29 protein-coding genes are annotated in these 24,537 nt (G+C 67.9%); 15 read left to right on the top strand and 14 right to left on the bottom strand.

Annotated features, from left to right (window positions below):
• Positions 1-224: 224 nt before the first annotated feature.
• Entirely contained in the window at positions 225-653 is a 429-nt protein-coding gene (locus RU01_RS05795) for a VOC family protein (protein WP_042573586.1), read from the top strand.
• Here the strand turns inward: RU01_RS05795 and RU01_RS05790 are convergent, their stop codons facing one another.
• Entirely contained in the window at positions 654-1,412 is a 759-nt protein-coding gene (locus RU01_RS05790; protein WP_042573546.1) for a lysophospholipid acyltransferase family protein, read from the bottom strand.
• A 22-nt stretch (positions 1,413-1,434) separates the two neighbouring features.
• Positions 1,435-2,454, bottom strand: a complete 1,020-nt coding sequence (locus RU01_RS05785) for an NADP-dependent oxidoreductase (RefSeq protein ID WP_156148808.1) — start codon at positions 2,452-2,454, stop codon at positions 1,435-1,437.
• A gap of 62 nt (positions 2,455-2,516) precedes the next feature.
• Here RU01_RS05785 and RU01_RS05780 point away from each other — a divergent pair, with 62 nt between their 5' ends.
• On the top strand, positions 2,517-3,080 hold the full coding sequence (locus RU01_RS05780) for a TetR/AcrR family transcriptional regulator (protein WP_042573544.1): 564 nt from the start codon (positions 2,517-2,519) through the stop codon (positions 3,078-3,080).
• A gap of 63 nt (positions 3,081-3,143) precedes the next feature.
• Positions 3,144-3,539, top strand: a complete 396-nt coding sequence (locus RU01_RS05775) for a hypothetical protein (protein WP_231568606.1) — start codon at positions 3,144-3,146, stop codon at positions 3,537-3,539.
• A 114-nt stretch (positions 3,540-3,653) separates the two neighbouring features.
• Here the strand turns inward: RU01_RS05775 and serS are convergent, their stop codons facing one another.
• Together serS and RU01_RS05765 are read right to left on the bottom strand one after the other, a co-directional pair.
• On the bottom strand, positions 3,654-4,916 hold the full coding sequence (gene serS, locus RU01_RS05770) for a serine--tRNA ligase (protein WP_042573542.1): 1,263 nt from the start codon (positions 4,914-4,916) through the stop codon (positions 3,654-3,656).
• A 28-nt stretch (positions 4,917-4,944) separates the two neighbouring features.
• Positions 4,945-5,355, bottom strand: a complete 411-nt coding sequence (locus RU01_RS05765; protein ID WP_042573541.1) for an ankyrin repeat domain-containing protein — start codon at positions 5,353-5,355, stop codon at positions 4,945-4,947.
• A 35-nt stretch (positions 5,356-5,390) separates the two neighbouring features.
• Between RU01_RS05765 and RU01_RS05760 the strand changes: the two genes are divergently transcribed.
• The 5 genes from RU01_RS05760 to RU01_RS05740 all read left to right on the top strand — a co-directional run bounded on the left by RU01_RS05760 (position 5,391) and on the right by RU01_RS05740 (position 9,256).
• A complete protein-coding gene (locus RU01_RS05760; protein WP_082042925.1) occupies positions 5,391-6,566 on the top strand; it encodes a septum formation family protein in 1,176 nt (391 codons plus the stop codon).
• Between the two features lies 1 nt (position 6,567).
• Positions 6,568-6,912 (top strand): metallopeptidase family protein, encoded by a 345-nt coding sequence (locus RU01_RS05755; RefSeq protein ID WP_442970457.1) that lies wholly within the window; start codon positions 6,568-6,570, stop codon positions 6,910-6,912.
• A gap of 81 nt (positions 6,913-6,993) precedes the next feature.
• A complete protein-coding gene (locus RU01_RS05750; RefSeq protein WP_042573540.1) occupies positions 6,994-7,308 on the top strand; it encodes a PE domain-containing protein in 315 nt (104 codons plus the stop codon).
• Positions 7,305-8,462 (top strand): PPE domain-containing protein, encoded by a 1,158-nt coding sequence (locus tag RU01_RS22045; RefSeq protein ID WP_052493137.1) that lies wholly within the window; start codon positions 7,305-7,307, stop codon positions 8,460-8,462. Before RU01_RS05750 ends, RU01_RS22045 begins: the two co-directional genes overlap by 4 nt.
• Positions 8,459-9,256, top strand: a complete 798-nt coding sequence (locus RU01_RS05740; RefSeq protein ID WP_042573539.1) for an ESX secretion-associated protein EspG — start codon at positions 8,459-8,461, stop codon at positions 9,254-9,256. The genes RU01_RS22045 and RU01_RS05740 overlap by 4 nt, the downstream gene beginning before the upstream one ends.
• Here the strand turns inward: RU01_RS05740 and RU01_RS05735 are convergent.
• Genes RU01_RS05735 through RU01_RS05725 form a run of 3 tightly spaced genes read right to left on the bottom strand, consistent with a single transcriptional unit; the run spans position 9,199 to position 11,500 of the window.
• The gene (locus RU01_RS05735) at positions 9,199-9,861 is read right to left on the bottom strand and encodes a histidine phosphatase family protein (RefSeq protein ID WP_042573538.1); all 663 of its coding nucleotides are present in this window, start codon (positions 9,859-9,861) and stop codon (positions 9,199-9,201) included. The genes RU01_RS05740 and RU01_RS05735 overlap by 58 nt on opposite strands.
• Positions 9,858-10,769, bottom strand: coding sequence for a prephenate dehydratase (gene pheA / locus RU01_RS05730; protein WP_269430101.1), 912 nt, complete (start codon positions 10,767-10,769; stop codon positions 9,858-9,860). Before pheA ends, RU01_RS05735 begins: the two co-directional genes overlap by 4 nt.
• Before the next feature lie 59 nt (positions 10,770-10,828).
• On the bottom strand, positions 10,829-11,500 hold the full coding sequence (locus RU01_RS05725) for a hypothetical protein (protein WP_052493136.1): 672 nt from the start codon (positions 11,498-11,500) through the stop codon (positions 10,829-10,831).
• A 105-nt stretch (positions 11,501-11,605) separates the two neighbouring features.
• Here RU01_RS05725 and RU01_RS05720 point away from each other — a divergent pair, with 105 nt between their 5' ends.
• From RU01_RS05720 to RU01_RS05710, 3 genes are read left to right on the top strand one after another with little or no spacing between them, the layout of a single operon-like run.
• Positions 11,606-12,379: a DUF2470 domain-containing protein gene (locus RU01_RS05720; RefSeq protein ID WP_042573537.1), complete on the top strand. Its 774-nt coding sequence runs from the start codon at positions 11,606-11,608 to the stop codon at positions 12,377-12,379.
• Complete coding sequence (locus RU01_RS05715) at positions 12,369-13,178, top strand: CPBP family intramembrane glutamic endopeptidase (RefSeq protein WP_442970462.1); 810 nt, start codon at positions 12,369-12,371, stop codon at positions 13,176-13,178. Before RU01_RS05720 ends, RU01_RS05715 begins: the two co-directional genes overlap by 11 nt.
• A gap of 25 nt (positions 13,179-13,203) precedes the next feature.
• The gene (locus RU01_RS05710; RefSeq protein WP_082042915.1) at positions 13,204-14,463 is read left to right on the top strand and encodes an LCP family protein; all 1,260 of its coding nucleotides are present in this window, start codon (positions 13,204-13,206) and stop codon (positions 14,461-14,463) included.
• A 25-nt stretch (positions 14,464-14,488) separates the two neighbouring features.
• Here the strand turns inward: RU01_RS05710 and RU01_RS05705 are convergent, their stop codons facing one another.
• Entirely contained in the window at positions 14,489-16,117 is a 1,629-nt protein-coding gene (locus RU01_RS05705) for a GMC oxidoreductase (RefSeq protein ID WP_197074696.1), read from the bottom strand.
• A gap of 192 nt (positions 16,118-16,309) precedes the next feature.
• On the opposite strand from RU01_RS05705, the gene RU01_RS05700 reads away from it, so the two are divergent.
• Positions 16,310-16,855 carry a ferritin gene (locus RU01_RS05700; protein ID WP_042573535.1) on the top strand — a complete coding sequence of 182 codons (546 nt, stop codon included), beginning with the start codon at positions 16,310-16,312 and terminating at the stop codon, positions 16,853-16,855.
• A 3-nt stretch (positions 16,856-16,858) separates the two neighbouring features.
• On the opposite strand, the gene RU01_RS05695 is transcribed toward RU01_RS05700, so the two are convergent.
• Genes RU01_RS05695 through RU01_RS05675 form a run of 5 tightly spaced genes read right to left on the bottom strand, consistent with a single transcriptional unit; the run spans position 16,859 to position 20,340 of the window.
• Positions 16,859-17,770, bottom strand: coding sequence for a DUF5926 family protein (locus RU01_RS05695; protein WP_042573534.1), 912 nt, complete (start codon positions 17,768-17,770; stop codon positions 16,859-16,861).
• An 11-nt stretch (positions 17,771-17,781) separates the two neighbouring features.
• A complete protein-coding gene (locus tag RU01_RS05690) occupies positions 17,782-18,549 on the bottom strand; it encodes a glycerophosphodiester phosphodiesterase family protein (protein ID WP_042573578.1) in 768 nt (255 codons plus the stop codon).
• On the bottom strand, positions 18,546-19,478 hold the full coding sequence (locus tag RU01_RS05685; RefSeq protein WP_042573533.1) for a DUF4328 domain-containing protein: 933 nt from the start codon (positions 19,476-19,478) through the stop codon (positions 18,546-18,548). Before RU01_RS05685 ends, RU01_RS05690 begins: the two co-directional genes overlap by 4 nt.
• Positions 19,479-19,491: 13 nt before the next feature.
• Positions 19,492-19,833 (bottom strand): rhodanese-like domain-containing protein, encoded by a 342-nt coding sequence (locus tag RU01_RS05680; protein WP_197074695.1) that lies wholly within the window; start codon positions 19,831-19,833, stop codon positions 19,492-19,494.
• 12 nt (positions 19,834-19,845) lie between these two features.
• Positions 19,846-20,340 carry a hypothetical protein gene (locus RU01_RS05675; RefSeq protein WP_042573532.1) on the bottom strand — a complete coding sequence of 165 codons (495 nt, stop codon included), beginning with the start codon at positions 20,338-20,340 and terminating at the stop codon, positions 19,846-19,848.
• Between the two features lie 148 nt (positions 20,341-20,488).
• On the opposite strand from RU01_RS05675, the gene RU01_RS05670 reads away from it, so the two are divergent.
• Positions 20,489-21,418, top strand: a complete 930-nt coding sequence (locus tag RU01_RS05670; protein WP_042573531.1) for an LLM class F420-dependent oxidoreductase — start codon at positions 20,489-20,491, stop codon at positions 21,416-21,418.
• Here RU01_RS05670 and RU01_RS05665 read toward each other — a convergent pair.
• Positions 21,396-22,547, bottom strand: a complete 1,152-nt coding sequence (locus tag RU01_RS05665) for an acyltransferase family protein (RefSeq protein ID WP_042573530.1) — start codon at positions 22,545-22,547, stop codon at positions 21,396-21,398. The genes RU01_RS05670 and RU01_RS05665 overlap by 23 nt on opposite strands.
• A 214-nt stretch (positions 22,548-22,761) precedes the next feature.
• Between RU01_RS05665 and RU01_RS05660 the strand changes: the two genes are divergently transcribed.
• The gene (locus tag RU01_RS05660) at positions 22,762-23,385 is read left to right on the top strand and encodes a superoxide dismutase (protein WP_042573529.1); all 624 of its coding nucleotides are present in this window, start codon (positions 22,762-22,764) and stop codon (positions 23,383-23,385) included.
• A 380-nt stretch (positions 23,386-23,765) separates the two neighbouring features.
• Positions 23,766-24,302 carry a hypothetical protein gene (locus RU01_RS05655; protein WP_042573576.1) on the top strand — a complete coding sequence of 179 codons (537 nt, stop codon included), beginning with the start codon at positions 23,766-23,768 and terminating at the stop codon, positions 24,300-24,302.
• Positions 24,303-24,537: the final 235 nt, after the last annotated feature.

Genomic DNA, 24,537 nt, shown 5'->3' with positions numbered 1-24,537 from the left:
ACCTCGTTCGCCCAGCCCCTGAAGGCCTTCGGTCGGTGTCCGTGTCGCTCTGACTCGAAGAAAGTTACGCGAGTGATTCATGAGATGCAAATCGCCAGGTCAGCGGCGATTCTTCTGCGACATCCTCTGGACATCGCTTCCATGCGTGGCCACGAATACCCCGTGTGTGCGCCCACGTCGGCTCGACGGTCGCGTCGACAGGTGCACCGGAATCGGAGCAACACATGCCTATCGCAGCAGTCGACTACAACCACGTACGCCTGACGGTCAGTGACATCGCGGTATCGAAGAAGTTCTACGACGATGTCTTCGGCTTCGAGGTGGCGTTCGAGCTGCCGCCGAACCCGGACGCGGAGACGAAGGAAGCCCTCGGCTTCCTCTTCGGCGGTGTCATCTACAAGTTCGCCGGCGGTCTACTCGGACTTCGTCCCACCGCGCCGAGCGACGACACCTTCGGCGAGGATCGCGCCGGGCTCGATCATCTGAGCTTCAGCGTCGCCTCCATGCAGGATCTGCACGACGCCGCTGCGCTCCTGGACCAGCTCGGCATCGCCCACGAGCCGGTCAAGGATCTCGGTGACGCCGGCATGGCGATCCTCGAATTCCGGGATCCCGACAACATCGCGCTCGAGATCGCCGGCCCCAACAGCTAGTCAGTCCGAGGCGCGCTTGCGCTCGTCTCGCGCTGCCATCCGAGCCTCGAGGTCGACGGCATCCAACTTGTCGGCTTCCTCGAGGGTCGGGGCTGTCCCCCCGAGACGGGCAGGTACCCAGTACTCACCGGCGGGGTGCTCGTAGTTGTTCTGGATCTCGGCGAGCATCGACTGCATCGTCGTGCGCAGGTGTGTGGTCAGCTCGCCGGCGGACGTATCTGCTGCGATCGGCTCACCCACCCTGATGGTGATCGGGGTGTTCGTGCGGCCGAGACGCTTCGGGAACCCCTTGGTCCACACACGCTGAGCTCCCCAGATGACCATGGGGATGATCGGGACCCCGGCTTCGATCGCCATCCGAGCTGCTCCGGACTTGAAGTCCTTGATCTCGAAGCTTCGACTGATGGTCGCCTCCGGGTACACGCCGACCAATTCACCGCGCGCGAGTGCGTCCACTGCAGACCTGTACGACTCGGCGCCGGCGCCGCGATCCACGGGAATGTGCTTGAGCGCCCGCATGATCGGGCCCGACTTCGAGTTGTCGAAGACCTCTTTCTTCGCCATGAACCGGATGTACCGCTTGTGCTTACGAGCGGGAAGGCCGGCGTAGGTGAAGTCCAGATATCCGGTGTGGTTCACCGCTATCACCGCACCGCCCTGCGCGGGAATGTTCTCCGCGCCGGTCACGTCGAACTTCAAGCCCTGAGCAGCGAAGACCGTGCGAGCGATGCCGATGATGGTGCGATAGACAGGTTCCACAAACAGCAGCGTAGCGGTAGCGCTACCGCGCAGCGGAGATCCGTACGACCATCTTTCCGGTGTTCTCTCCTCGGAGCATGCCGAGGAAGGCGTCGACCGAACGCTCGATCCCGTCGACGACCGTCTCGTCGTAGCTGATCCGGCCGTCGGTGAGCCATGCGGTCATGTCCTCGGCGAAGGCGGGGAACCTGTCGAAGAAGTTGCCCACCGTGAAGCCGCGCAGCGTGAGGCCTCGGGTCACGATGTTCGACATGTTGTCCGGTCCGGGAGTGGCCCCCACGGTGTTGTAGGCAGAGATCGCGCCGCACAGTGCAGCGCGTCCGCCGTCCTTGAACGAATCCAAGGCGGCCTCGAGGTGGTCGCCACCCACGTTGTCGAAGTAGACGTCGATGCCGTCCGGAGCTGCTGTGCGCAGCTGGTCGCGAACCGGGGCCCGCTTGTAGTCGAACGCCGCGTCGAAGCCGTACTTGCCGGTCAGAAGGTCGACCTTCTCCGCCGATCCCGCAGAACCGATGACCCGTCCGGCGCCGAGAATGCGGGCGATCTGGCCCACCGCGCTTCCCACTGCTCCGGCAGCGCCCGACACGAACACCGTGTCGCCCTGCTTCATCTGGGCGATGTCCTGCAATCCGACGTACGCGGTCAGGGCCGTCATACCGAGGATTCCCAGGTAGGCCGAGGTGGGAACGCCGTCGATCTCACGGACCGTACGGAAATTCGAGGCTTCTCCCTGCGCGATGTCACGCCATCCCAGCTGATGCACCACGACACTCCCCACAGCGACGTCGTCCGACCGGCTCTCGAGGACTCGGCCGACGGCGCCACCGGTCATCGTCTCGTGGAGAGCGAAGGGCGGTACGTACGACTTGACGTCGTTCATGCGACCGCGCATGTACGGATCGACCGACATGAAGTCGTTCGCGACCCGCACCTGGCCCGGCTCGAGGTCTGGAAGGTCGACTGTGACCGACCGGAAGTTGTCGGCAGTAGGCCACCCGGTGGGGCGGGACACGAGCTGGATCTGGGTGCTTTTCACGTCGATGCTCCTTTTGTGGATCGTTCGGTACACTAAATACCGTACGCCTCACCGACGAAGGGTGACAGATGGGTAGGAGAGCGACGTTCGACGCCGAGCGGGTGATCACTGCTGCGCGAGACGTGTTCTGGCACAGAGGCTTCGAAGGCGCGTCCCTACCCGAACTCGAGGCAGCGACCGGCCTGTCCCGGTCCAGCATCTATCACGCGTTCACCAGCAAGCGCGGCATGTTCGACGCAGCGGTGCAGGATTATCTGGACACGGTGGTGGCGCCGCGACTCGACCTGTTGCGGACCGACGACGGTCTGGACGCCTACTTCGCGTCGATCGACTCGGAACTCGACGTCCTCGATGCCGACGCACCACGTCGCGGCTGCCTTCTGGTCAACACTGCTGCGGGATCCGCCGCGCACGACGACACCCTCGCCGCCGTCGTCGACGCCTACCGTCGGCGACTGACCGATGCCGTAACCGACGCCCTGGTGAACCGGGGTGACGACGATCCCGAGAATCGAGCTCGCATCCTGGTGACGATGAGCTCGGGCGCACTTCTGCAGGCACGCGTCGACAGGAACGAGGCACGCGCGATCATCGCCTCGGCACGGAAGTTGGCGCGGTCCTGGGAATCGTGAGCCGACGCGGACATCGGTACCGTCGAGGAAGTGGATATCGACCGGTGGCGTAGCCGACTCCCCGTGACCAGAGCATCGGACGGGGAGCTCGTGGGGTGGACCGTCTCCGACATGGCTCGTGACGACGGCGAACTCGTGGACGCCGTCAACCCTGTCGGCCACGTGATCGCCGAAGATGTGCAGCTCGAGGCGGCGATCGACGTTCTCGAAGCGCGCGGGCTGAGCTCGCTGTCCGCTCCCTACTGGGCGCGGGCGCCGTTACCGCTGGTCAGCGAGCTGGATCTCCGGCGTGCGACACCGGAATGGCAGTGGCGTCGGATGGTCATGACGCAATTGGACGACACCAAGGTCTGGATCCGTCCCGCCTACCCGTCGTATCCGGAGCGGATGGTGGAACTCGCCGTCCCGCTGCCGGCGGACGACGTCCTCGTCACCGAACCGCCGACACGGGACGAGTAGCGAACCCGCACTGCTGATTCTCGGCCTCACGATGCACGTCAGCGCACCCGATCGATCGGAAACCTGCGAAATGGCAGATCCAGTTACGATCGGGTGCGTTCACGTGCAGTACGGCTACGAGTTCGGCGGACGCAGGACGTCGGTGCCGACGAACGGTACGAGCGCAGCCGGGATCTTGACGCTGCCGTCGGGCTGCTGGTGGTTCTCGAGGATCGCGGAGATCCACCGAGTCGTCGCCAAGGTGCCGTTGAGCGTCGCGGCCGTCTGCGGCTTGCCGTTCTCGTCCCGGTACCGGACACCGAGTCGACGCGCCTGGAACGTGGTGCAGTTCGAGGTGGACGTGAGTTCGCGGTAGGTGTTCTGGGTGGGAAGCCATGCCTCGCAGTCGAACTTGCGCGCGGCCGACGAACCGAGGTCACCGCCGGCGGTGTCGATCACGCGGTACGGAAGCTCCACCGCGGCGAGCATCTCTTTCTCCCAGCCGAGCAGTCGCTGGTGCTCGGCATCCGCGTCCTCGGGACGGGTGTAGACGAACATCTCGACCTTGTCGAACTGGTGGACGCGGATGATGCCGCGGGTGTCCTTGCCGTAGCTCCCCGCTTCACGACGGAAGCAGGACGACCATCCGGCGTACCGCTTGGGCCCCGAGCTCAGATCGATGATCTCGCCCGAGTGGTAGCCGGCCAGCGGTACTTCCGACGTACCGACGAGGTAGAGGTCGTCGTCGTCCAGGTGATAGATCTCCGACGAGTGCGCACCCAGGAAACCGGTTCCGGCCATGATCTCCGGGCGGACCAGGACGGGCGGGATGACCATGGTGAAACCGTTGGCGACGGCCCGCTGCGCGGCCAACTGCAACAGTCCGAGCTGCAGAAGCGCGCCGTACCCGGTGAGGAAGTAGAACCGGGCGCCGGACACCTTCGCGCCGCGCTCCATGTCGATGATGCCGAGTGACTCACCGAGCTCGAGGTGGTCCTTCGGGTTCTCGATGGTGGGGATCTCCCCGATGGTCTCGAGGGTCACGAAGTCGTCCTCGCCACCGGCGGGAGCTCCGTCCTGCACGATGTTCGAGATCGCACGGTGCGCCGCGTCGAGATCGGCGTCGGCAGCGTTCTGCGCGGCTTCGGCGTCCTTGACTCGTGCCGACAGCTCCGATGCGCCCTTCAGCAGTTCCTGCCGCTCCTCGGGCGAGGCCTTGCCCACCTTCTTGCCCAGCGCCTTCTGCTCGGCACGCAGGTTGTCCGCGGCCAGCACCGCGGCGCGGCGAGAGGCGTCGGCGTCGAGAAGCGCGTCGACCAGAGACGGGTCTTCGCCCCGGGTGCGCTGCGACTGGCGGACGGCGTCGGGGTCCTCGCGGACAACTCTGAGGTCGATCACGGGGAGTGAGCCTACTGGGGTCGGACGCTCAGCCGACTCCGAGGATGACCAGGTAGTCCTCGCGACCGAACATCCGGGCGGCATCGACGGCGGTCGGGTGGCCCGCGTGTGGATCGGCGCCGGCGTCGACGAGCGCACGGACGACGTCGTCCTCGCCCTTGAAGACGGCCCCCGCGATCGGTGTCTGGCCCTTGTCGTTGGGTCGGTTCACATCGGCGCCGCGGTGGGCCAGAGCGATCACCGCATCGGCGTGCCCGTGATAGGCCGACAACATGACCAGCGTGTCGCCGGAATCGTTCGCGAGGTTCACCGGAACGCCGGCGTCGACGTAGGCGGCCAGCGCCGCAGCGTCACCACTGCGGGCCATGTCGAACACGCGCGTCGCGAGCTCCTCGATGCCTGCTTCGAGGCCCGCGTCCTCGGGAATCGCACCACTCATACCGTCCGAACCTACCGGCAGGCATGATGGAGTCGATGTCTTCCACGCCCGATGACCCCACCGTGAGCGCGTCCGATACGGACGACGCCGAGACCACCCCGGTCCCGGCGACGACCGATGCGACCGCCCCCGAGCCGTCGAGCGACACCGACGAGCCGTCGGGCGACACTTCCGACCAGCCGCGCACCGTCCAGGCATCCAAAGCTCGACGCCTGCTCGCGCTGGTCGCCATCGGTGCCATCGGCGCAGCAGCCATCACGATCGGCGTCTCGGGAGGCTTCGATCGCAGCGAGAAGCTGGTGACGCCGTCCGCACAGGGCACGGTCGGCACGGCGTCGACGACGTCGTTCGGCTCGTCCGACGCCGGCGACTGCCTGCAGTGGACCCCGACGGACGACCCGGACACCGACCGACAGGATCTGGCCGAGGTGACGTGCGCGCAACCGCACCGCTTCGAAGTCGCGGAGACGATCGACCTCGGCGTCTATCCGGTCGCGGAGTTCGCGACCGGGGCGCCCTACCCGGATGCCGCCAGGTTCGCGTCGTTGCGCGACGAGCACTGCGAGACCGCCGTGCAGGACTACACCGGCGGGCGCTTCGACCCCACCGGCAAATACTCGGTGGGCCTGATGTTCCCGAGTCAGGCCGGCTGGGCGGCCGGCGAGCGTGCGATCCGCTGCGGCATCCAGCAGACGGGCGCGACCAGCGCCCTGCAGGTCATGACCGGAAGTGTCGCCGACCAGGACCAGTCGATGGTCTGGGAGACCGGCAGCTGCGTCGGGGTCGAGGCCGGTGTTCCGACCGATCCGATCGACTGCGGCGCGCCGCACGCCTTCGAGGTGGTGTCCGTCGTGGACCTCGCCGCGCAGTTCCCCGGTGGGCTTCCCTCGGTGGAAGAGCAGGACAAGTACCTCGAACCCACCTGCACGCAGGCCTCCGATGCCTATCTCGGCAGCCCCGACGCGCTGCGCAACAAGACGTTGACCCTGTTCTGGGACAACGTCGACGCATCGAGCTGGCTCGCGGGCAGCAAGAAGGTCAGCTGCTCCATCGGCAAGGAGGTCGAGTCGGGCGGCTTCGCGTCGATCGTCGGGTCGGCCAAGGGCGACATCACCATCGACGGTGCCGCTCCGGTTCCTCCGCCTGCAGTTCCCGACGGTCGCAGCCTCCCCGTACCCCTGCCCGGAGCATCGCCTCTGCCCGGAGCGTGACGTGCCCGTCACCATGACCGAGGCCGAGTTCGACAACGCCGTCGGCGACGCGTTGGACTCCCTTCCCGACGAGCTGGCGTCGTTCATGTCCAACGTCGTGGTTCTCGTCGAGGACGAGCATCCGACGGAAGACCTGCTGGGGCTGTACGAGGGTGTCGCGTTGACCGAGCGGTTCGACTACAGCGGTCACCTTCCCGACGTCATCACCATCTACCGGCTCCCGATACTCGACATCGCCGCCGACGAAGACGATGCGCGCCGTGAGATCGCCGTGACGGTGGCGCACGAGATCGGCCACCACTTCGGTATCGACGACGACAGGCTCCACGAACTGGGTTTCGGCTAGACCGTTCGGCGGGCCCGGAACCGAACCGTGTGTCCGTGCGTCCAAGCATCGAGATCAGAAGCGATGTGAACGGAGACCTCCATGCCGGGCCATGTGTTCGTCGATCCCGAGGCGCTGCTGTCGGGCGCTGCCGAACTCGATGCTGCGGCGGTGCGCCTGGCGGCGTCGGTCACCGCTGCCGCTGTCGGGATGCGGCCCCCACCGTCGGGGAGTGACGAGGTGTCACTGCTCGCCGCCCGATATTTCCTGTCGTCGGCGCAGTCCTTCGACACCGCCGTCGCGGCGTCCGTCGCGGAACTGCACGAGGCCGCCGCCGCGTTGCGGGCTCAAGCGGCCGGATACGACATCGTGGATTCCACCTTCTCGTCCGCACTGTCGGCCGGCGGCACGGCATGACCGCCGGACCCACCGGCGTGTTCTGGCTGCCCAGGACTGCCACCGTCAACTCCGCCGCGTTGTCCCTCGGCGCCGGTCCGGTGCCGCTGCTGGCGGCCGGTACTGCCTGGGGCGGCGTCGCCGCCGCGGTGGCCGATGCCGCCGCGACGGTCGCCCGTGTCACGGCCGAACTCGCCGTCACCTGGAGCGGGGATGCCGCCGGCGCGGCATCGGCCGGACTCACGTCCTACACCGCCTGGATCACGGCAGCGGCGGAGCACGCCGCATCGGTCTCGGCGCGGGCCACAGCGCAGGCCGCCGCCGTCACCACCGCGCTCGCGGTCATGCCGTCGATTCCGGAGATCGCCGCCGTGAAAGCCGGCCGCACCACCGCCTATGCCGTCGGCGGCGCGCTCACCGGTGCGGCGCAAGCCGCGGACGCTGCCGATGCCGCCCTCGACGTGCGCGCGGCACTCGTCATGGAGGCGTACGAAGCAGCCTCGGCCCACCTCGCGCTTCCGGCCGCGTTCGACGCTCCACCGCAGGTCGTCACGGCCGTGACAGCACCCGCCGGCCCGACCGTCACGCCGGTCCTCGCACACGCCGACAAGGACGTCTCGGCACGGCCGGAAGAAGGCGAACGCGACGACTCCCTCGCGCCTCGCGGGTCCGACCCGGTGACGTCGAAGCGAACTCCCGACGTGTTCACGAAGACAGTCGAGGGTCTGCGGGAGCCCGCCACGACCCACGCGGTGTCGATCGCTCAGCAGGTCCCGTCGCACGTCGTATCCGCGGTGACCTCGGGTTCGTCACCCGGCCCGTCGATGACGACGGGATCCTGGATGTCGCCGATTCCCGCGCCGAACGCGGCACCGACCGGCCCGGCCGGGTGGTCGTCCGCCGGGGCAATGTCCGGTGTGTCGTCGGGAGCTGTGTCCCCCGGCCGCACAGCGTTCGCGACGTCGAGCGTCATCGGGAACGAGACCATCGGCGACGCCGGCTCGAGCGCGGTGCTCGGCGAGTCGTCGTCCCGCGCGGGTCTCGGCGCAGGACTGCCGACGGGTGGTGTCCGACACGACGAGGACACCGTGACCAGCCGCCGAACCACCACGACAGTGGTCGAGATCGACGACGGCGTACCGGTCGTCCCGGCAGTCATCGGAGCGCGGTCGTGACCGCACCTGTTCTCGGTGGTCCGCCCGACGTCGACGGACCGATCACCCTCGATATCGCCGAGCTGGGCTACGTCCTCGGCCACGCCCGTCTGGGCCCGCTTCCTACCGTTCTCGGCCCGACCCCTCCGGGCGTCGGGGACGGAGCCGGCCTCGCTGTGCGCGGACTGCTGACACCGACCGGTGCAGTGCAGCGTCGCCTGCTCGGCGTGCTCACGACCGTCACGTCGCCCTCATGGTCGGTCGAGGTACGCGTCGTCTCGCATCCCGGCAACGGTGCGGAGTCGCGATACAGCCTGTGCGGCAACCACACCGGCGTGTCCGTGTGGGTAACCAGCTCCGGCGGTTCGATGACCTTCGATGCCGGGCACGGCGACTCGGCGAGGACGCTCGTCTCCGCGCTGGGCACGCTGCAGGGCGAACTGCTCGACACGGTGCACGACGCGACCGCTGTTGTCGCGGAACGGCTTTCGACGCTTGTTCCGCAGTGCACCCGCCACGTCGAGATCGTGGGACTCACGCACGGTTCGGGACCGGCCGTCCGGGTGGGACCTGTCGTGGCGGTGTACGACAGCCCCTCCGGCCGCATCCTGGCGAGCACGTCGTCCGACGCGGACGGACACTCCTGGACCACGCTGTCGTCGGGCACGCTGCCACGGTTGACCAGTGCAGTGCGGGGCGTGATCAGCGCTGCGACGGCTGAGTCGTCTCCCCCGGATCACCTGGTCGCACCGAGGCGTCAGCCCATGGGGTCGTCGGGGGTCCGGCTGCCCTTCGTCTCGAACGGCGGGGTGTAGGTACCCCAGCGGACGCACTCCCAGCGCGAATCACCTTCGACAGGAACCAGTTCGACGGTTCCCGTGTTGTCCAGATGGTTGTCCGCCGCGAAATCGCGATCGATGTCGGCGAGAACCGCCGCGACGAGCCGGATGGCCGCGCCATGGCTGACCACGAATACGGTCGACGAGTCCGACCTCAGATGAGTCGCCCGAAGTTCGTCGAGCACCGGAACGTACCGCGCGAGCACCTCGGCACCGGACTCCCCACCGGGGATCCGGGAGTCGAGGTCCCCGTCCAACCAGGAACGGTAGACCTCGGTGAACCGCGCATGGTCTTCCTCGGCGCTCCGGTCCTCGAGCTCGCCGACGAACGTTTCCTGCAGCCCGTCACGCACCGTCAGCGACACACCTGCCGCGTCGGCGATGTACTGCGCGGTTTGTCGCGCTCGGAGTGCGATCGAGGAGACGACGGCTGCGGGCTCCACGTCGAGAGTGCCCGCGAACTCGCGGGCTTGCCGGTGACCCAGTTCCGTCAGATCCGCACCGGGCGGCCGTGTGTCGAGCCTGCGCGCGACGTTCGAGTGCGTCTGGCCGTGCCGAACGAGGACGAGTCGCCCGCTCACCGGTCTCCCCGTCGCAGTGCGTCGACCCAGTCGTGACCACCCACGTCGCCGGTATGACGGTTCGCGGCAGCAGCGACGTGTGCGCTCGGCCACGATCCCAGGAAGCGCGCATCGGCCTTGGTGTGGAGTACGCGCAGGGCGTCCGCGACCGCCACATCGTCGATGTGTCCGACACAGTCGATGTAGAAGCGGTAGGTACCCAGATGTGTTCGTAGCGGCCGTGATTCGATGAACGTCAGGTCGATGTCACGGGTGCTGAACTCGGCGAGCGCCGACACCAGGGTGCCCGGCCGGTCCGGCGGAGTGAGCACGACGGCGGTGCGGTCGGCGCCCGTCGGCGCCGGCGGCGGGCAGGGACGAGTGACGTAGACGAAGCGCGTGCGCGCGTTCTGCACATCGGCGACGTCGGCGGCCAGCACCTCGAGGCCGAAGCGTTTGCCTGCCAGACCGGTGGACACGGCGGCGTCCGCCAATCCCAGTGAGACATCCTCGGCAGCAGCGGCATTCGACGAGGCGAACTCGACCTGTGCGTCGGGCATCGCCGAGGCGATCCAGTGCTGCACCTGGGCGGCCGCGTGCGGGTAGGCCCGGACGGTCCGCACGTCGGCCAGCGACGTTCCCGCGCGAGCGACGATGGTGAAGGACACGTCGAGCTCGGTCTCCGCCATGATCTGCAGGCGGTCACCCGTCGCCAGCGCGTCGAGGGTGGGCGGAACGGACCCCTGTACCGAGTTCTCGATGGGCACGACGGCACCGTCGACATCGCCCGACCGCACGAGGTCCAGGGTCGCGGGCGGACTGGACGCACTGACGCGTTCGACGTCGTCGCCCAACACGCCGTCCCCCTCGAGCTTGGCCAGAGCCATCTCCGTGAACGTTCCCGACGGTCCGAAATAGGCGATACGCACGTGCGCCACGCTACGCGTTCCGTGTGGTGGGAGGCCCGTTCTCGACACTCCGCACGTGTCTAGCCTTCGTGCCGGGCGCCGGCGACGCGCTCGGTGAGAGTGGCGGCGATACCCGGTGCGTCGGGGACCAGGATGCCGAGCAGGACACCGCGGGTCGCTGCGGCGGCATCGGGATGGAGCGAGACGAGTTTCTGCAGGTCCGGCGCGCGCATCGCGGCGCGGACGTCGTCGCCGCGCAGAGCGGCGACCGTGCCTGCGAGAACAGCGAGCACTCCGGCCGCGTCGGATGCTGCGGCGAAGAACCCGTGCTCGGCATGGGCGACCACGGCCAGCGAATCTGCGACGACGTCCTCGTCGGCGCCGAAGTCGATGCCCGTGTGATGACCCGCGCGATCGATCGTCGCCGTCGTCTCCACGACGTCACCGCCCGAGCAGAACACGACGAGGGGTGATCCGGTGTCGAGCGCGATCGCATCGTCGAGTTGCTCACCGGTCGCATGCACCAGGTACGCACGGGCGGGCGGGGGTGAGAGCGACGGAGCGATGTCGAGAGTGACGACCTTGTCCGAGACGTCGTCCGATGCGCCGACCGCACTGGCCGCGATGCAGGTCGACCCGATCATGGAATGCGGTTCGGCCGGGACGTTCGGGGCGTTGGCGACGAGGAGCCCGGCGAACAGAGCCTCGGGGTCTCGGCGTGGGCGGACACCCAGGGTCAGCATCGTGGGCACGCGGTCAGTCTAGTTTCTTCGTCTTGCGCACTCGCGCCGCGGCTGCTTAGCTAACCCTTACCTAAGTACATCCGAGTTCGACCCGCACAGACCGAGGGGGCCGTCATGAACGGTGTCGTCACCACCGTCCCGTCCACTGCCGAGCGCGTCCGAAGCGTGTGCCTGCGCGCCGAACACACGGTGCTCGCAGTGGAGGGAAGCGCCCCGGTCGCCACCACGATGCACTTCCTGCGCTCGCCCGGCGAGATCGTCATGGTCGTGCCCGCGGACAGCACCGTCGGCGCTGTGACATTCCAGGCGGGTTCGGCCGGCGTTCCGGCCGTCCTCGAACTCACCGACCACGCGCCCCTCGACCTGCGGGAACCCGTGCGTTCGCTGGTCTGGCTGAGTGGCGAGCTCCGCCGTGTCCCCGACAACGCCGAGCGCGCCGTGGCAGCGGCCGTCGCCTCGCAGTACCCGCACGCGGGGCTTCTCGACGTCGGACACAGCGGTGTCCTGCTGCGCCTGATCCTGGAATCGGTCGTCGTCGCCGACGCCACGGGCGCCGAACCGCTGTCCGTCCGGGACCTGATGGCAGCCGAGCCCGATCCGTTCTGGGAGGTGGAGGGCGGATGGCTGCAGCATCTGGACAGCGACCACTCCGACATGGTGCACCAGATCGCGCGACGCCTCCCGCCGTCACTGCGCACGGGCCGGCCCCGCCCCCTCAGCATCGACCGCTACGGCGTCGGCATCCGAGTCGAAGGTCCGTCCGACGACCACGACGTCCGCATCCCCTTCGCCTCCCCCGTCGACGACGTCACCGAGTTGAGCAAGGCGCTCCGCGTGCTCGCAGGCTGCCCGTTCATGAACGGGCTCCGCGCGCGCGATCACCACTGACCGATCGACGGGCACAATCGACGGAGTGCATCCGGAGAAACCACCTGTCACCGAGTCGCCCCGGTCGATCCGGATCGAGATCGTCGTCGTCCTGCTGTTCACGTTCGGACTCAGCGGCCTCTCCAGCATCCTGTCGCTGATCGAGAGCGCGATGGAACAAGGCGCTCTGTCCCAGCAGACCGTGGCGATCAACGTTCCGCAGTCGACACTGGGGCCGATCGACTTCCTCCGGCAGATCCTCGGCGCCGTCCGGTTGTTCGCGTGGGGCGCGTTGGGCCTGTACCTGTTGTGGCGCAGCGGAATCGGGCCGCGGGCCATCGGCTTCGCTCGACCGCGGCTACGGCCCCACATCCTGCACGGCGTCGGACTCGCCGCGCTGATCGGCATCCCCGGACTGCTGTTCTACCTCGCCGCCGTCGCACTGAACCTGAACGTGACCGTCCTGCCCAGCACCATCGACGACATCTGGTGGCGTCCGATCACCCTGACGCTGTCGGCGGTGGCGAATTCCGTCGCCGAGGAGGTCCTGGTCGTCGCCTGGCTCATCTCACGGCTCCGCGCGCTGGGCTGGGGAGAGAACAGGTCGCTCATCGCATCGGCACTGCTGCGGGGCAGTTATCACCTGTACCAGGGCTTCGGCGCCGGCGTCGGCAACCTCGTCATGGGACTGATCTTCGGCAAGTACTTCCAGCGCACGGGCCGACTGTGGCCGCTCGTCGTCGCGCACGCACTGATCGACGTCGTCGCCTTCGTGGGGTTCGCCGCGCTGCGCGACCACGTTTCATGGCTGCCGGGATGACGGACCGGCCGGTTAGAGTCGCCGGATGAGCCAGCAACCTCCGTACGACCCCCGGCGGCGGCCGCCACCGAGTCGTACGGGGCAGGGACGTCCGGGCCCGGAACAGCCTCCCGTCGTCCGACGTCGTGCCGGCACGCCCCCTTCCTGGGCGGACAACACCCGCCAGCAACGACCGGACCGGCACCGTCCGCCCCAGCAGGATCCGCGCGCCTGGTCGGCCGTCCCGCAGCAGGGGCGCACGGACGCTCCCCGCCAGGACCCGCGGGCATACGCGCCGCCGCCGCCTCGGCGGACCGGTCCGCCCGCGCCTCCACCCACACCACCGCAGCAGCGCAGACGTCGTCCACGGTGGGGTCGACACATCGGTATCGGGCTCCTGGTCGTCCTTCTTCTCCTCGTGGGCGGAGCCGTGTGGGCAGACACCTCCCTCTCACGTGTCGACGCGTTGGCGAACTACGACGGCCGACCCGGCGACACACCAGGGACAAACTGGCTTCTCGTCGGATCGGACAGCCGTACGGGCCTGACGCCGGAACAGGAAGCGGCCCTCGCTACCGGCGGCGACATCGGCGCCGGCCGCACGGACACGATCCTGCTCATCCACATCCCCTCCAGCGGGCCCACGACGATGGTCAGCCTTCCGCGTGACTGGTACGTACCCATTCCCGGGAACGGCGAGGACAAGCTGAACGCGTCGTTTTCCCTCGGCGGGGCGCCACTACTGGTGCAGACGGTGGAAGGTGTCACCGGGCTGCACATCGACCACTACGCCGAGGTCGGGTTCGGCGGATTCGCGGACATGGTCGATGCGATCGGCGGCGTCGACATCTGCGTCCCGTACGACATCGTCGACCCGCTGGCGGGAATCGATCTCCGGCCGGGGTGCCAGGAATTGTCGGGACCGCAGGCTCTCGGATTCGTCCGGAGCCGGGCGACGGCGCTCGCCGACATCGACCGGATGAACAACCAGCGACTGTTCCTGTCGTCGCTGCTGTCGAAGGCGACCGGCCCGTCGACGTTCCTGAACCCGTTCCGCGCCGTGCCCCTGGTTCGCGGTGTGGTGCGGTCCCTGCAGGTCGACGACGGCGACCACATCTGGAACCTCGCGTCCCTCGGCTGGGCTCTGCGCGGAGAGATGGTGACCACGACCATCCCGGTCTCGGGTTTCGAGGACGTCGACGGCTCCGGCAACGTCCTGCTGTCCGATCGCGAGAAGGCGTCGCGGTTCTTCGACCTCCTGGCGAACGATCAGCAGTTGCCTCCGGATCTGATCGGCGGCGGCTGACCGCAGGTCACCGATCAGCCGAAGTTCAGCGATCAGAGATGATCCTCTCGATGTTGCGCTCGGCGAGCGCGCTGATCGTCAACGACGGATTCACGCGGCCTGTGCTGCCCGGGACCAACGCACCGTCGACGACGTGGAGGCGGTCGTAGCCGACGACGCGGCCGTGATCGTCGGTTGCACGTCCGATGACCGCGCCGCCCAGCGGATGTGCGGTGAACGAGGTGTTCACGTCCGGTACCCGCAACAGCGGATAGCCGACACCGATCCCCGAACTCTGCGCGATCCTGTCGTGCACCGGGCGCAGTGCGTCCTCGACGGCTCGATTGCCGCTCTCGGGCCAGTCGAGCCGCACCGAACGGGTCGCCTCGTCCCAGACGAACGATCCGCGCGTCGAGTCCATGACCATGCCCAGCGACCCGATCAGCGTCAGGTCCACGGGCGAGCCGGGCACGTACCAGTTCTCCAGGGTCACGGGCGCGCCGGAATCGTCGGAGATGCGCGATGCGGACGGTGAAGCCTGCACGATGCCGATCCCGTCCGGGGACATGCCGCGCACCAACGCGGCGTCACCGTTGGTCCCCCATCCTTGTCCGACATGTTCGTTGAGATCGGGCAGGCGGCCGGTGTCCCGTGCGTGGACCAGAAGCCTGGATGTGCCCATGGACCCGGCACCGAGGAAGAGGTCGTCACACGTGAGGGTCCTCGTCGACATCACCTGCGCCGACGGATCCAGCACGTCCACGGTCAGCACGTACCGCCCCCCGGAGTCGCGCTCGATCGCGGTCACCTCGTGGCGGGGGTGGACGGTGCAGCGGCCCGTGGCCCGCGCCGCGGCCAGATAGTTGCGGTTCAGGTCGAACTTGGCACCGTTGGAATTACCGAGGTTGGATTCCCCGATCACCGCGGACGGCCGCGAGCGCCCGGACAGTTCGGCTCGGACGACGTCCCAGTCCCAGATGCCGTCGATGCGCTCCGGGGTGTAGCCGGCGCGCCGCACCTGGCGGTCCCACACTCTCGAATGCGTGAACGGTGTCGACTCGTAGATGTCGTCCGGCATGGAGGACAGTCGCAGTTCCGATCGGACGCGCGGGTAGTACACCGAGTTCATCTCGTCGTACGACACCGTGCCACCGAAGATCGCCTCGAAGAACCGTCGCTCCGGTTCGATCATCACCCCGGTGAACACCATCGACCCGCCGCCGACGACGGCCCCGCACCAGACGTCGATCGTGCCGTGTTCGGTGACGTCGAAGACTCCACCGAACTGATCCGTCGGCACCATGGGCAGGCCGGTCAGTGGCGCGAGACCGCCGCGCCGCCAGAACGCTCGGCCGTCCGGAGCGACGTCGTTGGCGAAGATCTGCCGCCGTGGGTCGGTCGGCCACTGGGATCCCCGCTCGAGAACGGTCACCTGCACCCCGGCGCGCGCGAGACGTGCGGCGGTGATGGCGGCGCCGAATCCGGACCCCACCACCAGCGCCTCGGAATGTTCAGGAGCGGGATCGACCGGCGCGAAGAGTTCGGGAACGAACGTGCGGTAGACACCGTCGAGTGCGGGCGCAGCCGCGGACGAACCCTGCGCCGCCGTCCCGGCGGCTCCCACGAGACCCGCCACACCCATCGCGCGGAGAAACTGCCTGCGGTCCAGCTCCATGACGTCTCTCCCCGCCCCGGCGCAGGTCACGCGGCATTCGCGTCGGGCAGCGGGGTCGGGGAGAGACTTTCTTACTCACCGGTAAGTTGTCCACCCGCCGGGGCTGGATGAGAGCAGATCGCGGACCGGGGCCGAGGGTGCCGCACGACACGCGACCCACGTCCGGCACCCGACCCAGTACCGTGTGTCGTCATGAGCCGCGACCGAGGGACCAGCGAATTCCACGAACTCCTGCGCCGACAGGTGCGCCACGAGTTCACGGCGTCGCAGCAGTACATCGCGATCGCGGTGTACTTCGACGGTGCTGATCTACCGCAGCTCGCCGCCAGGTTCTACGCGCAGGCGGACGAAGAGCGCGGCCACGCGATGATGATGATCCAGTACCTGCTCGACAACGACCTCGAGGTCCAGGTTCCCGGAGTGGACGACGTCGTCACGACCTTCGCCACGGTGCGCGAACCGGTGGAACTCGCCTTGCAGCAGGAGAAGAAGGTCACCGACCAGATCACGACGCTGGCCCGCACCGCCCGCGACACCGGGGACTACCTCGGCGAGCAGTTCATGCAGTGGTTCCTCGGCGAACAGATCGAAGAAGTGGCGTCGATGACGACACTGCTGACCATCGTCGATCGCGCGGCGCAGAACCTCTTCCACATCGAGGACTTCGTCGCCAGAGAGATGACCAGCGAGTCCCGCGGCGGCGGCAACGCGCCGAAGATCGCCGGGGGACTCGCCTGACGGTCAGCGCAGAGTGACCTGACGGCTGCGCAAGCCGTCCCGGGCGCGTCGCTGCTCGGAGGAGAGCTCCGACGTGTCGGCCAGTGTCTCGTCCAGTCGCTTACCCAGTTCTGCTGTGCCCGTTGCCCATTCGTCCGGGTGGACCTCCGGGTCGAGGTCGAACACCGGAACCAGCAGCCCGTGGGTGCGGAACGACCCGGCGAAGCGCGAGCCCTCGCCCACGTGGAGCGCGCCCTCGGACTGCAGGCGTGCGAGGGCGATCATCAGCTGGTCCTCGTCCTCGGGACGGACCCAGCGGATGTGCGCCTTGTCCCCGGCGTCGACCCACCATGCTGCGGACACACCGTCCGCGGTGATCCGTGCCGACGGGAGAATCGCACCGTTCGCGCGCTCGATGGTCGCGTCGACCTCGGGATCGGGGCTCGCCCCCTCGGGGATCCACCACGAGAAGTCCTTGTGCACCGTGATCTCCAGCGGCGACCCGGCATCGACCAGGTCGACCAGGCGCGCGGTGGTCTCCGACGGCGCGGACGCTGCCAACGACGTTCCCGGTGTCGCACCGGCGGTCCATTCGACGGCCGCGGCGAGATCGGCCGACAGGTCCTCGGAGAACGTCTGCACCTGCATCGCGACGAAGGCATCCTGCTTCTCGTCGTCACGCACCAAGGCGGCCACGGCACCCGGGAGCACGGTGGCCAGGGTGACCGGCCGCTCGCTCCCCGTCACGGGCAGCGTTGCCGTCGCGGAGGCTACGAACTCCCGCATGGCGACCATGTCGCACTCGAACGCCAGGCCTTCGAACGGCCGAACGGGAGCGGAGGACAACGCCTCACGCTCGACGCGGCGCTGTTCGAGCAGCTCGGCGCGTCGGCTGTCGGGCTTCGGACCACTGTTTCTCTTGCTCTTCTTACCCACGATGGTCGAACCTACCGGGTGAGGCTGTCGTCCAACCATGCAAGAGCCTGACCCGGGTGGTCCGTGGCGATCCACCGGACCCCGAGGTCGTGGCACAGATGCACGTCCTCCTCGGTGTTCACCGTCCAGCAGTACGTCGCGCGACCGGCTGCCGCAGCGTGATCGACCATCGCCGGTCGCTCGCGCAGCGTCTTGATGGACGGCCCCACCGCGGTGGCTCCGACCGTCGTCGCGGCTCCGCCGCCGATGTAGCGGGACGCAGTGCCCAACAGCACGGTCGGCAACATCGGGGCCGAGCGCCGGACCCGCCATACCGCCGTCGGAGCGAAGGACATGACGACGGCTCGCGACATCGAGGCCGAGCCCGGACGCCCGATTCCGAACCTGTGGAGTTCCGCCAGCACGGCGTTCTCGATCAACCCGCCGTAGCGGACGGGGTGTTTGGTCTCGATGAAGATCTTGGCGGGTTTGGCCTTCCACGACATGACGACGTCGATGAGATCCGACAGCAGCAGCACCTGCGCCGGGTCGTCGGCCGTTCCGTAGTCGTGCCCGGCCAGGGCGTCGTAGGTCAGCGTGCTGACGATCCCCGACCCCGACGACGTCCGGTCGATCCGCCGATCGTGCACGCAGACGACTCGGCCGTCGCGGGTCAACCGCACGTCGCACTCGACGCCGTCGGCACCCTCCCGCAGAGCTTGCTCGTACGCGACCAGGGTGTGCTCCGGACGTGCACCCGACGCTCCCCGGTGTGCGACGACGAGCGGCAGGACGCTCATCGCGTGAGCTCCACCGGATCCGGTGCGATCGTCCACCGTGTGAGCGTTCTGTCGTCACCGCGCACGGTGCGACCGTCGGAGCGGCGGATCAGCACCAGTGTCAGAGCCGCGAGTCCGGCGGCGACCAGGTCGGTGAGCGCAGTTGCCAGCACACCGTTGGCCCGGGCCTGGATACCGTCCGCGACGCGGAACGCGAGCGTCGCCGCCAGCATGAGCCAGTTGACGACCCACGCGGTCCACCACCAGGGAAGCACCCGTTCGAGCGACCATCGCTGCGAGCTCACGCGGGCCAGTTCGGTGAGGAAGACACCGGGGGCGACGAGGTTGACCAGCGGTATCAGCGATCCGGCGAACAGGGTGCGTGGTCGTCGAGGATCCACCTCGCCCCGATCTGCGTACGCGCTGCGCCGGGCACGGACGAGCCACGCCACGCTCGCGACGGCGGCCACCAGACCGACGCCCACGGACAGGAAGGACAGGCACCAGACAGCGGCGTCCGACAGAGCGAGGACGGCGGCCGGAATCAGCGAGTCACGGCTGACCAACAAGACGGCGTACCTCGCGAACTCCGCGAGCGCCGCGGCCACGAACAGGAAGAACGCCACGCTCACCATCGACGTGACGCGGCCCGCGAGTCGGTCCCCGGCGCTCTCGGTCGGTTCGACCGTCGCTCGGCCGACGACCGGCAGGCCCCACGTCGGCATCATGTCGTAGCGGGGTGTGGGCGACGGTGCCCGGACGACCCGCGAGCGACGTGCGCGCACGGGACTCGAGGCGACCCAGCGGAAATTGCGACGCACCCCGGTAGGAACCTGGCCCACGGGCACGGGCGAGAGCAACACCCCTCGGCAGACCGGACACCACTGCTGCGGACGCGGTCCGACGTCGATCCGCGTCGCGCAGCGCGCACAGATCTGGAAATAGTTCATTCGCGCTGCCGACTCAGTAGACGGTGGCGGGTCTGCCGGCGTCGTCGACGACGGGGAGGCCTGCTTGTTGCCACGCGACCATGCCTCCGTCGACATTGACCGCCTCGACGCCCGCGTGCTGCAGGTATTCGACGACACGCGCCGAACGTCCCCCCACCCGGCAGACGACGTACAGAGGTCCCGAGACCTCGACCTGACCGATCCGGGCGGGCACATCACCCATCGGAATGTGGATCGCGCCGGGAGCATGTCCCTGCTCCCACTCGTCCTGCTCACGAACGTCGAGGAGGACGGCCTCCGCACTCTGTGCGGGCACGTCGGCCACGGACACGGACGGGACGGATCCGGAAGTCACGGCTCGATCCTGTCACGGCGTGCGGGACGGTGCCACCATCCGCTCTCCGTCGACCGGTTCGTCGTCGTTCCGCCATTCCGCCGATGGCCGCCGGGGCGCTCGCGCCACGATCCATGTCGACCCGACCTTCGTCGCCGCCAACGAGCCCGATGCGATCTGTTGCAGCACAGCTTGACGCGAGACAGAGGTACCGGCCGCGACCTCGGACACCGACGCCCAGCCCTCCGTCGGCGGCAGACCGGACACCAGGACGAAGTCGCGGGAGCGATGGATCGCCAGAGACACCAGTTCTCGACCGAGTGCAGACGACCGCAACACCGCACCGGCGACCGCCGTCGCCTGCGTCAGGTCGTCGGCCTGCACCGTCACCACCAACCTGGCGCGGCCGAGCAGGCTGCGGGTCACGCGCCCGCGGTAGGGGGTGACGGCGTCGGACATGTCGTCCAACTCGTCCTCCGTGAGCTGGTCGACGCGGCGGTCGATCTCGGCCTCGGCCGTGAATTCCATGCGCCGAGTATTGCTGATCGACAACTTGTTTGCGCCTATTACTTGTCGATCAGCAAGTTTACTCCCCACCATCCACAGAAACATCCACAGAAACCGAACTCGATCCCGTTTCCGGCGCGAGCAGGCCGGTGCGCTCTAAGGTCGAGTCATGGATCTCAGAATCTTCACCGAACCGCAGCAGGGTGCCACCTACGACGACCTGCTCCGCGTGGCTCGTGCCGCCGAGGACTTCGGTTACGACGCGTTCTTCCGCTCGGACCACTACCTGGCGATGAACGTCGACGGGTCACCCGGACCGACGGATGCGTGGATCACCCTCGCCGGACTGGCGCGGGAGACGTCGACCATCCGGCTCGGCACGCTGGTCACCTCCGCCACCTTCCGGTACCCCGGGCCGCTCGCCATCTCCGTCGCGCAAGTCGACGCGATGAGTTCCGGCAGGGTCGAACTGGGCCTGGGCGCGGGGTGGTACGCGGAGGAGCACGCCGCCAATGCCATTCCGTTCCCGCCGGTGGGCGAACGATTCGACCGGTTCGAGGACACCCTCGCCATCGTGACCGGCATGTGGGGCACGCCGGAAGGCGAGTCCTTCTCCTACGAGGGTCGGCATTTCAGCGTGACCGATTCACCGGCTCTGCCGAAGCCGGTGCAGAGCCCGCCTCCGATCATCATCGGCGGAATGGGCAAGAAGCGGACCCCCGAACTGGCGGCGCGATACGCGCACGAGTTCAACCTCCCCTTTGCCGACACAGATTCCGCAGCAACACAATTCGAGCGCGTTCGCAGTGCGTGCGCGGATTCCGGGCGCGACGCCGACTCGATGATCTTCTCCAACGCGCTGGTGCTCTGCTGCGGGCGTGACGACGCGGAACTGGCACGTCGTGCCGGCGTCATCGGACGCGAGGTGGACGAACTCCGCGCGAACGGAGCCGCGGGTACGCCCGCCGAGATCGTCGACAAGCTGGGAACGTACGCCGAGCTGGGCGCGACCCGGTTCTACCTGCAGACCCTCGACCTGACGGATATCGACCACCTCGAGTTGGTCGCGAGCGAGGTCATGCGGCAGCTGAGTCGGTAGCGGGTGTCGCGCGCCCCGACCAGTGGCGCGCGATCCACCGCGCCGCCGGGGTCTCGACGTAGCGATAGATGACGTCGGACAGCGCTCCGGTGGCGAGTGCGAACACCAGCACGGCCATCGTCGGCCCGAGATGAGGTTCGACGAGCGAGTAGATGCGGTACAGCACCAACGTGTGCACCAGGTAGATGGTGTAACTCCGAGTCGCCAACCAGTGGACGACGCGTGAACGACCGAAGGCTGTGTCCGTCGGTGCAACCAGGACGACCGCCACGATCAGCACCAGCACCGTCCACAGGTGCCCCTGCTGGCCGACGTGGAAGGCGTCGACGGTGATCGCGTACTGGATCACCGCGAACTGCGCGAGGGCTGCAGCGGTGAGTGCACGCCACGACGCCAGCCGCGCGAATCCCATGTAGGCGAGCTGGCCGAGGAACACCGTCGGGAGGGTCGCCGCGACCTTGTCCACCATCGGCACGGTCCAGGAGTACGGGACCAGGTCGGTGTAGAGCAGTACCGCCCAGCAGAGGGCAGCACCGATCACCGGGACCAGCACCGGACGGGATGCGAGGACACGGCGCATGGACACGGCATAGACGTAGAAGACGCCCTGGACGATGAGGGTCCAGGTAACACCGAGCACGACCACTTCGGGACGGACGAAGAATCCGCCCAGCACGAAGCTCATGGCAGCCTCGGCGTTGCTGATGCCGACCGTCTGCGAGAACATCCCGTTCACGCCCAGGCGGACCAGGACGATCGCCGCGAGCACGGACAGCCAAAAGACGGGGAGGAGTCGCGCGGCCCGCCCCACCAGGAACTTCCGGGGTGAATGCCGGACGACCGACGCCGTCGCGACCAACCCGGTCAGCATCATGAAGAAGGCGACGCCCACGAAGGACAGGTGGTGGTTGAGTCCACCGTGCTCGACCAGGACCACCGTGACCACGTCGATCAACCACCACGTGGTGCCGAGGTCGTCGACGAGGAAGTACGAGATGTGCGAGTACACGACGGTGAGCACGGCCAGCGCGCGGAGAATGTCGACGCCACCGAACCTGATTGGCGGCGGTTCGGACGGCGCCGCGACCGAGACCACCCCGTTGTCCGGGTTCGGCGTCGGGTGTGTCATCACCCCAGATCTTAAGGTTCCGTTCACCCGGAGGTCGAGTTCGCCGGTGTAAACAACAATCGTCGCCAAGAGGACCGCAGTCCGGAAGCGCCTCCACCGCTGCACTCCGCGTGCGCCGAACTGTTGCGCGAGGTGTACGAATGATATTGGCTGGGTAGAGCCAGCCGTCAGCTATGACACGTCAGCCAACACTGACGCAAGAGAAGGGAAACACGTGTCCGAGTACACACTGCCCGACCTCGACTACGATTACGCAGCTCTCGAGCCCCACATCTCCGGTGAGATCAACGAGTTGCACCACTCCAAGCACCACGCCACCTACGTGGCCGGCGTGAACACCGCGCTGGAGAAGCTGGCCGACGCCCGTGACAAGGACGATCACGGCTCGATCTTCCTGCAGGAGAAGAACCTCGCGTTCCACCTCGGTGGCCACGTGAACCACTCCATCTGGTGGAAGAACCTCTCCCCCAACGGTGGCGACAAGCCCGAAGGCGAGCTTGCCGCAGCTCTGGACGATCAGTTCGGATCGTTCGACAAGTTCCGCGCGCAGTTCACCGCCGCGGCCAACGGCCTGCAGGGATCCGGCTGGGCCGTCCTCGGCTACGACACGCTGGGCAAGAAGCTGCTCACCTTCCAGCTGTACGACCAGCAGGCGAACGTGCCCCTCGGCATCATCCCGCTGCTGCAGGTCGACATGTGGGAGCACGCCTTCTACCTGCAGTACAAGAACGTCAAGGCCGACTACGTCAAGGCATTCTGGAACGTCGTCAACTGGGCCGACGTGCAGCAGCGCTTCGCCGCCGCCACGTCGCAGACCTCGGGTCTGATCTTCCCGTAGTTCTCGCCAACACGTCGAGCGCCGCCGGATAGCGGGCGCACCCCAGCGGGTGCGCCCGCTTTCGTGTGCGGTGGTGGGTCGGTGCGCGCTGGCCTGGCCTGCGACGGGTGCGCACACCCCTTCTGCGAACCGCACACCCCTAGCAGCAGGCTAGGGAGGGTGTGCGGTCACCACCAGGGGTGTGCGCTTCCTCGGCCCGCCGTGCGGCACCTCGACTGTCACGGCAGGCAACACCTGGCACTCGCAGCCACTTGTGTGCCAGGTGGGCGCTGGTGTTTCCTTCATTCACCCGACGATGTGTGCCGATGGTCCGCGCACGTTCCGCGCGGCCGTCTCCCCTGCAGGGGAATGCATCTGCCGGCCAGTGCGAGGAGAACGCCGTGACCTTTCATCCCGATCGTCGTGTCATCGGAGTCGCCCCGTTCCACTCCGGAGGCACGCTGCGCGGCTTCGTCATCTCCGGCCGCTGGCCCGACACGACGAAGGAGTGGGCGCAGCTCCTGGCCTTCACCGTCCACGTCGCGTCGACACCCGGCCTGTTGGTCACCTCCACCGTCTTCGGTGTGCGGGAGGAACTCCCGGACGATCCGCACGAAGGCACCGTCGGGATTGTCCTGTCCGAGGGCCCCGTGATCGGTGACCACGCGGTGACCCCGGAACGGTTCGCCCTGCATCAGCCCGCTGCGCTGATGATGCTGCACCCACCGTCGGAGACCATGCCGACCTTGCCGGAGTGCGCGGGCGCCGCGTCCGGTTGCGTCCTGCTGCCCGGCCTGCCCCATCTCGGACTCGATCACCGCGCGGCATGGGTCGAAGCCGAAGCAGACGGGACCGTGACGTCGATGGTCAGTCGCGTGGGTCTCGACCCCATCAGCGACCCCGACACCGCGGTGCTGGCGATGCTGCTCGCCGCATGACGGTGGACGGGACGCGGAAGTCGAAAGTTCGGGCGACCTAACAGGGAAGTCGAAGTTGCAGAAGCCTGACCTGCGGTTTAGCGTGGAGAACAGCGAAGGGGAGTAGCCCCCAATCGCCGAGTCGACATACTGGCGCGGATCGCACATGGATCCGTTCCCGGCCCGGTGAACCGACAGCCGTCTCGAGTGAGACCGCGAATCGGTGGGCGAGACCTTCGGTCCGATGACCGCACGG

The sequence above is a fragment of the Rhodococcus sp. MEB064 genome, from assembly GCF_000834565.1.
Classification (GTDB): domain Bacteria; phylum Actinomycetota; class Actinomycetes; order Mycobacteriales; family Mycobacteriaceae; genus Rhodococcoides.
Note: the sequence above shows the minus strand (reverse complement) of the source record. Positions and strands in the feature narration are given on the sequence as shown.

Bases quoted from the DNA above. Each gene is read 5' to 3' on its own strand.
- RU01_RS05795 (WP_042573586.1), top strand. From the start codon at position 225: ATGCCTATCGCAGCAGTCGACTACAACCACGTACGCCTGACGGTCAGT.
- RU01_RS05780 (WP_042573544.1), top strand. From the start codon at position 2,517: ATGGGTAGGAGAGCGACGTTCGACGCCGAGCGGGTGATCACTGCTGCG.
- RU01_RS05765 (WP_042573541.1), bottom strand. From the start codon at position 5,355: ATGAGTGGTGCGATTCCCGAGGACGCGGGCCTCGAAGCAGGCATCGAG.
- RU01_RS05760 (WP_082042925.1), top strand. From the start codon at position 5,391: ATGTCTTCCACGCCCGATGACCCCACCGTGAGCGCGTCCGATACGGAC.
- RU01_RS05750 (WP_042573540.1), top strand. From the start codon at position 6,994: ATGCCGGGCCATGTGTTCGTCGATCCCGAGGCGCTGCTGTCGGGCGCT.
- RU01_RS22045 (WP_052493137.1), top strand. From the start codon at position 7,305: ATGACCGCCGGACCCACCGGCGTGTTCTGGCTGCCCAGGACTGCCACC.
- RU01_RS05720 (WP_042573537.1), top strand. From the start codon at position 11,606: ATGAACGGTGTCGTCACCACCGTCCCGTCCACTGCCGAGCGCGTCCGA.
- RU01_RS05710 (WP_082042915.1), top strand. From the start codon at position 13,204: ATGAGCCAGCAACCTCCGTACGACCCCCGGCGGCGGCCGCCACCGAGT.
- RU01_RS05705 (WP_197074696.1), bottom strand. From the start codon at position 16,117: ATGGAGCTGGACCGCAGGCAGTTTCTCCGCGCGATGGGTGTGGCGGGT.
- RU01_RS05700 (WP_042573535.1), top strand. From the start codon at position 16,310: ATGAGCCGCGACCGAGGGACCAGCGAATTCCACGAACTCCTGCGCCGA.
- RU01_RS05690 (WP_042573578.1), bottom strand. From the start codon at position 18,549: ATGAGCGTCCTGCCGCTCGTCGTCGCACACCGGGGAGCGTCGGGTGCA.
- RU01_RS05685 (WP_042573533.1), bottom strand. From the start codon at position 19,478: ATGAACTATTTCCAGATCTGTGCGCGCTGCGCGACGCGGATCGACGTC.
- RU01_RS05675 (WP_042573532.1), bottom strand. From the start codon at position 20,340: ATGGAATTCACGGCCGAGGCCGAGATCGACCGCCGCGTCGACCAGCTC.
- RU01_RS05670 (WP_042573531.1), top strand. From the start codon at position 20,489: ATGGATCTCAGAATCTTCACCGAACCGCAGCAGGGTGCCACCTACGAC.
- RU01_RS05665 (WP_042573530.1), bottom strand. From the start codon at position 22,547: ATGACACACCCGACGCCGAACCCGGACAACGGGGTGGTCTCGGTCGCG.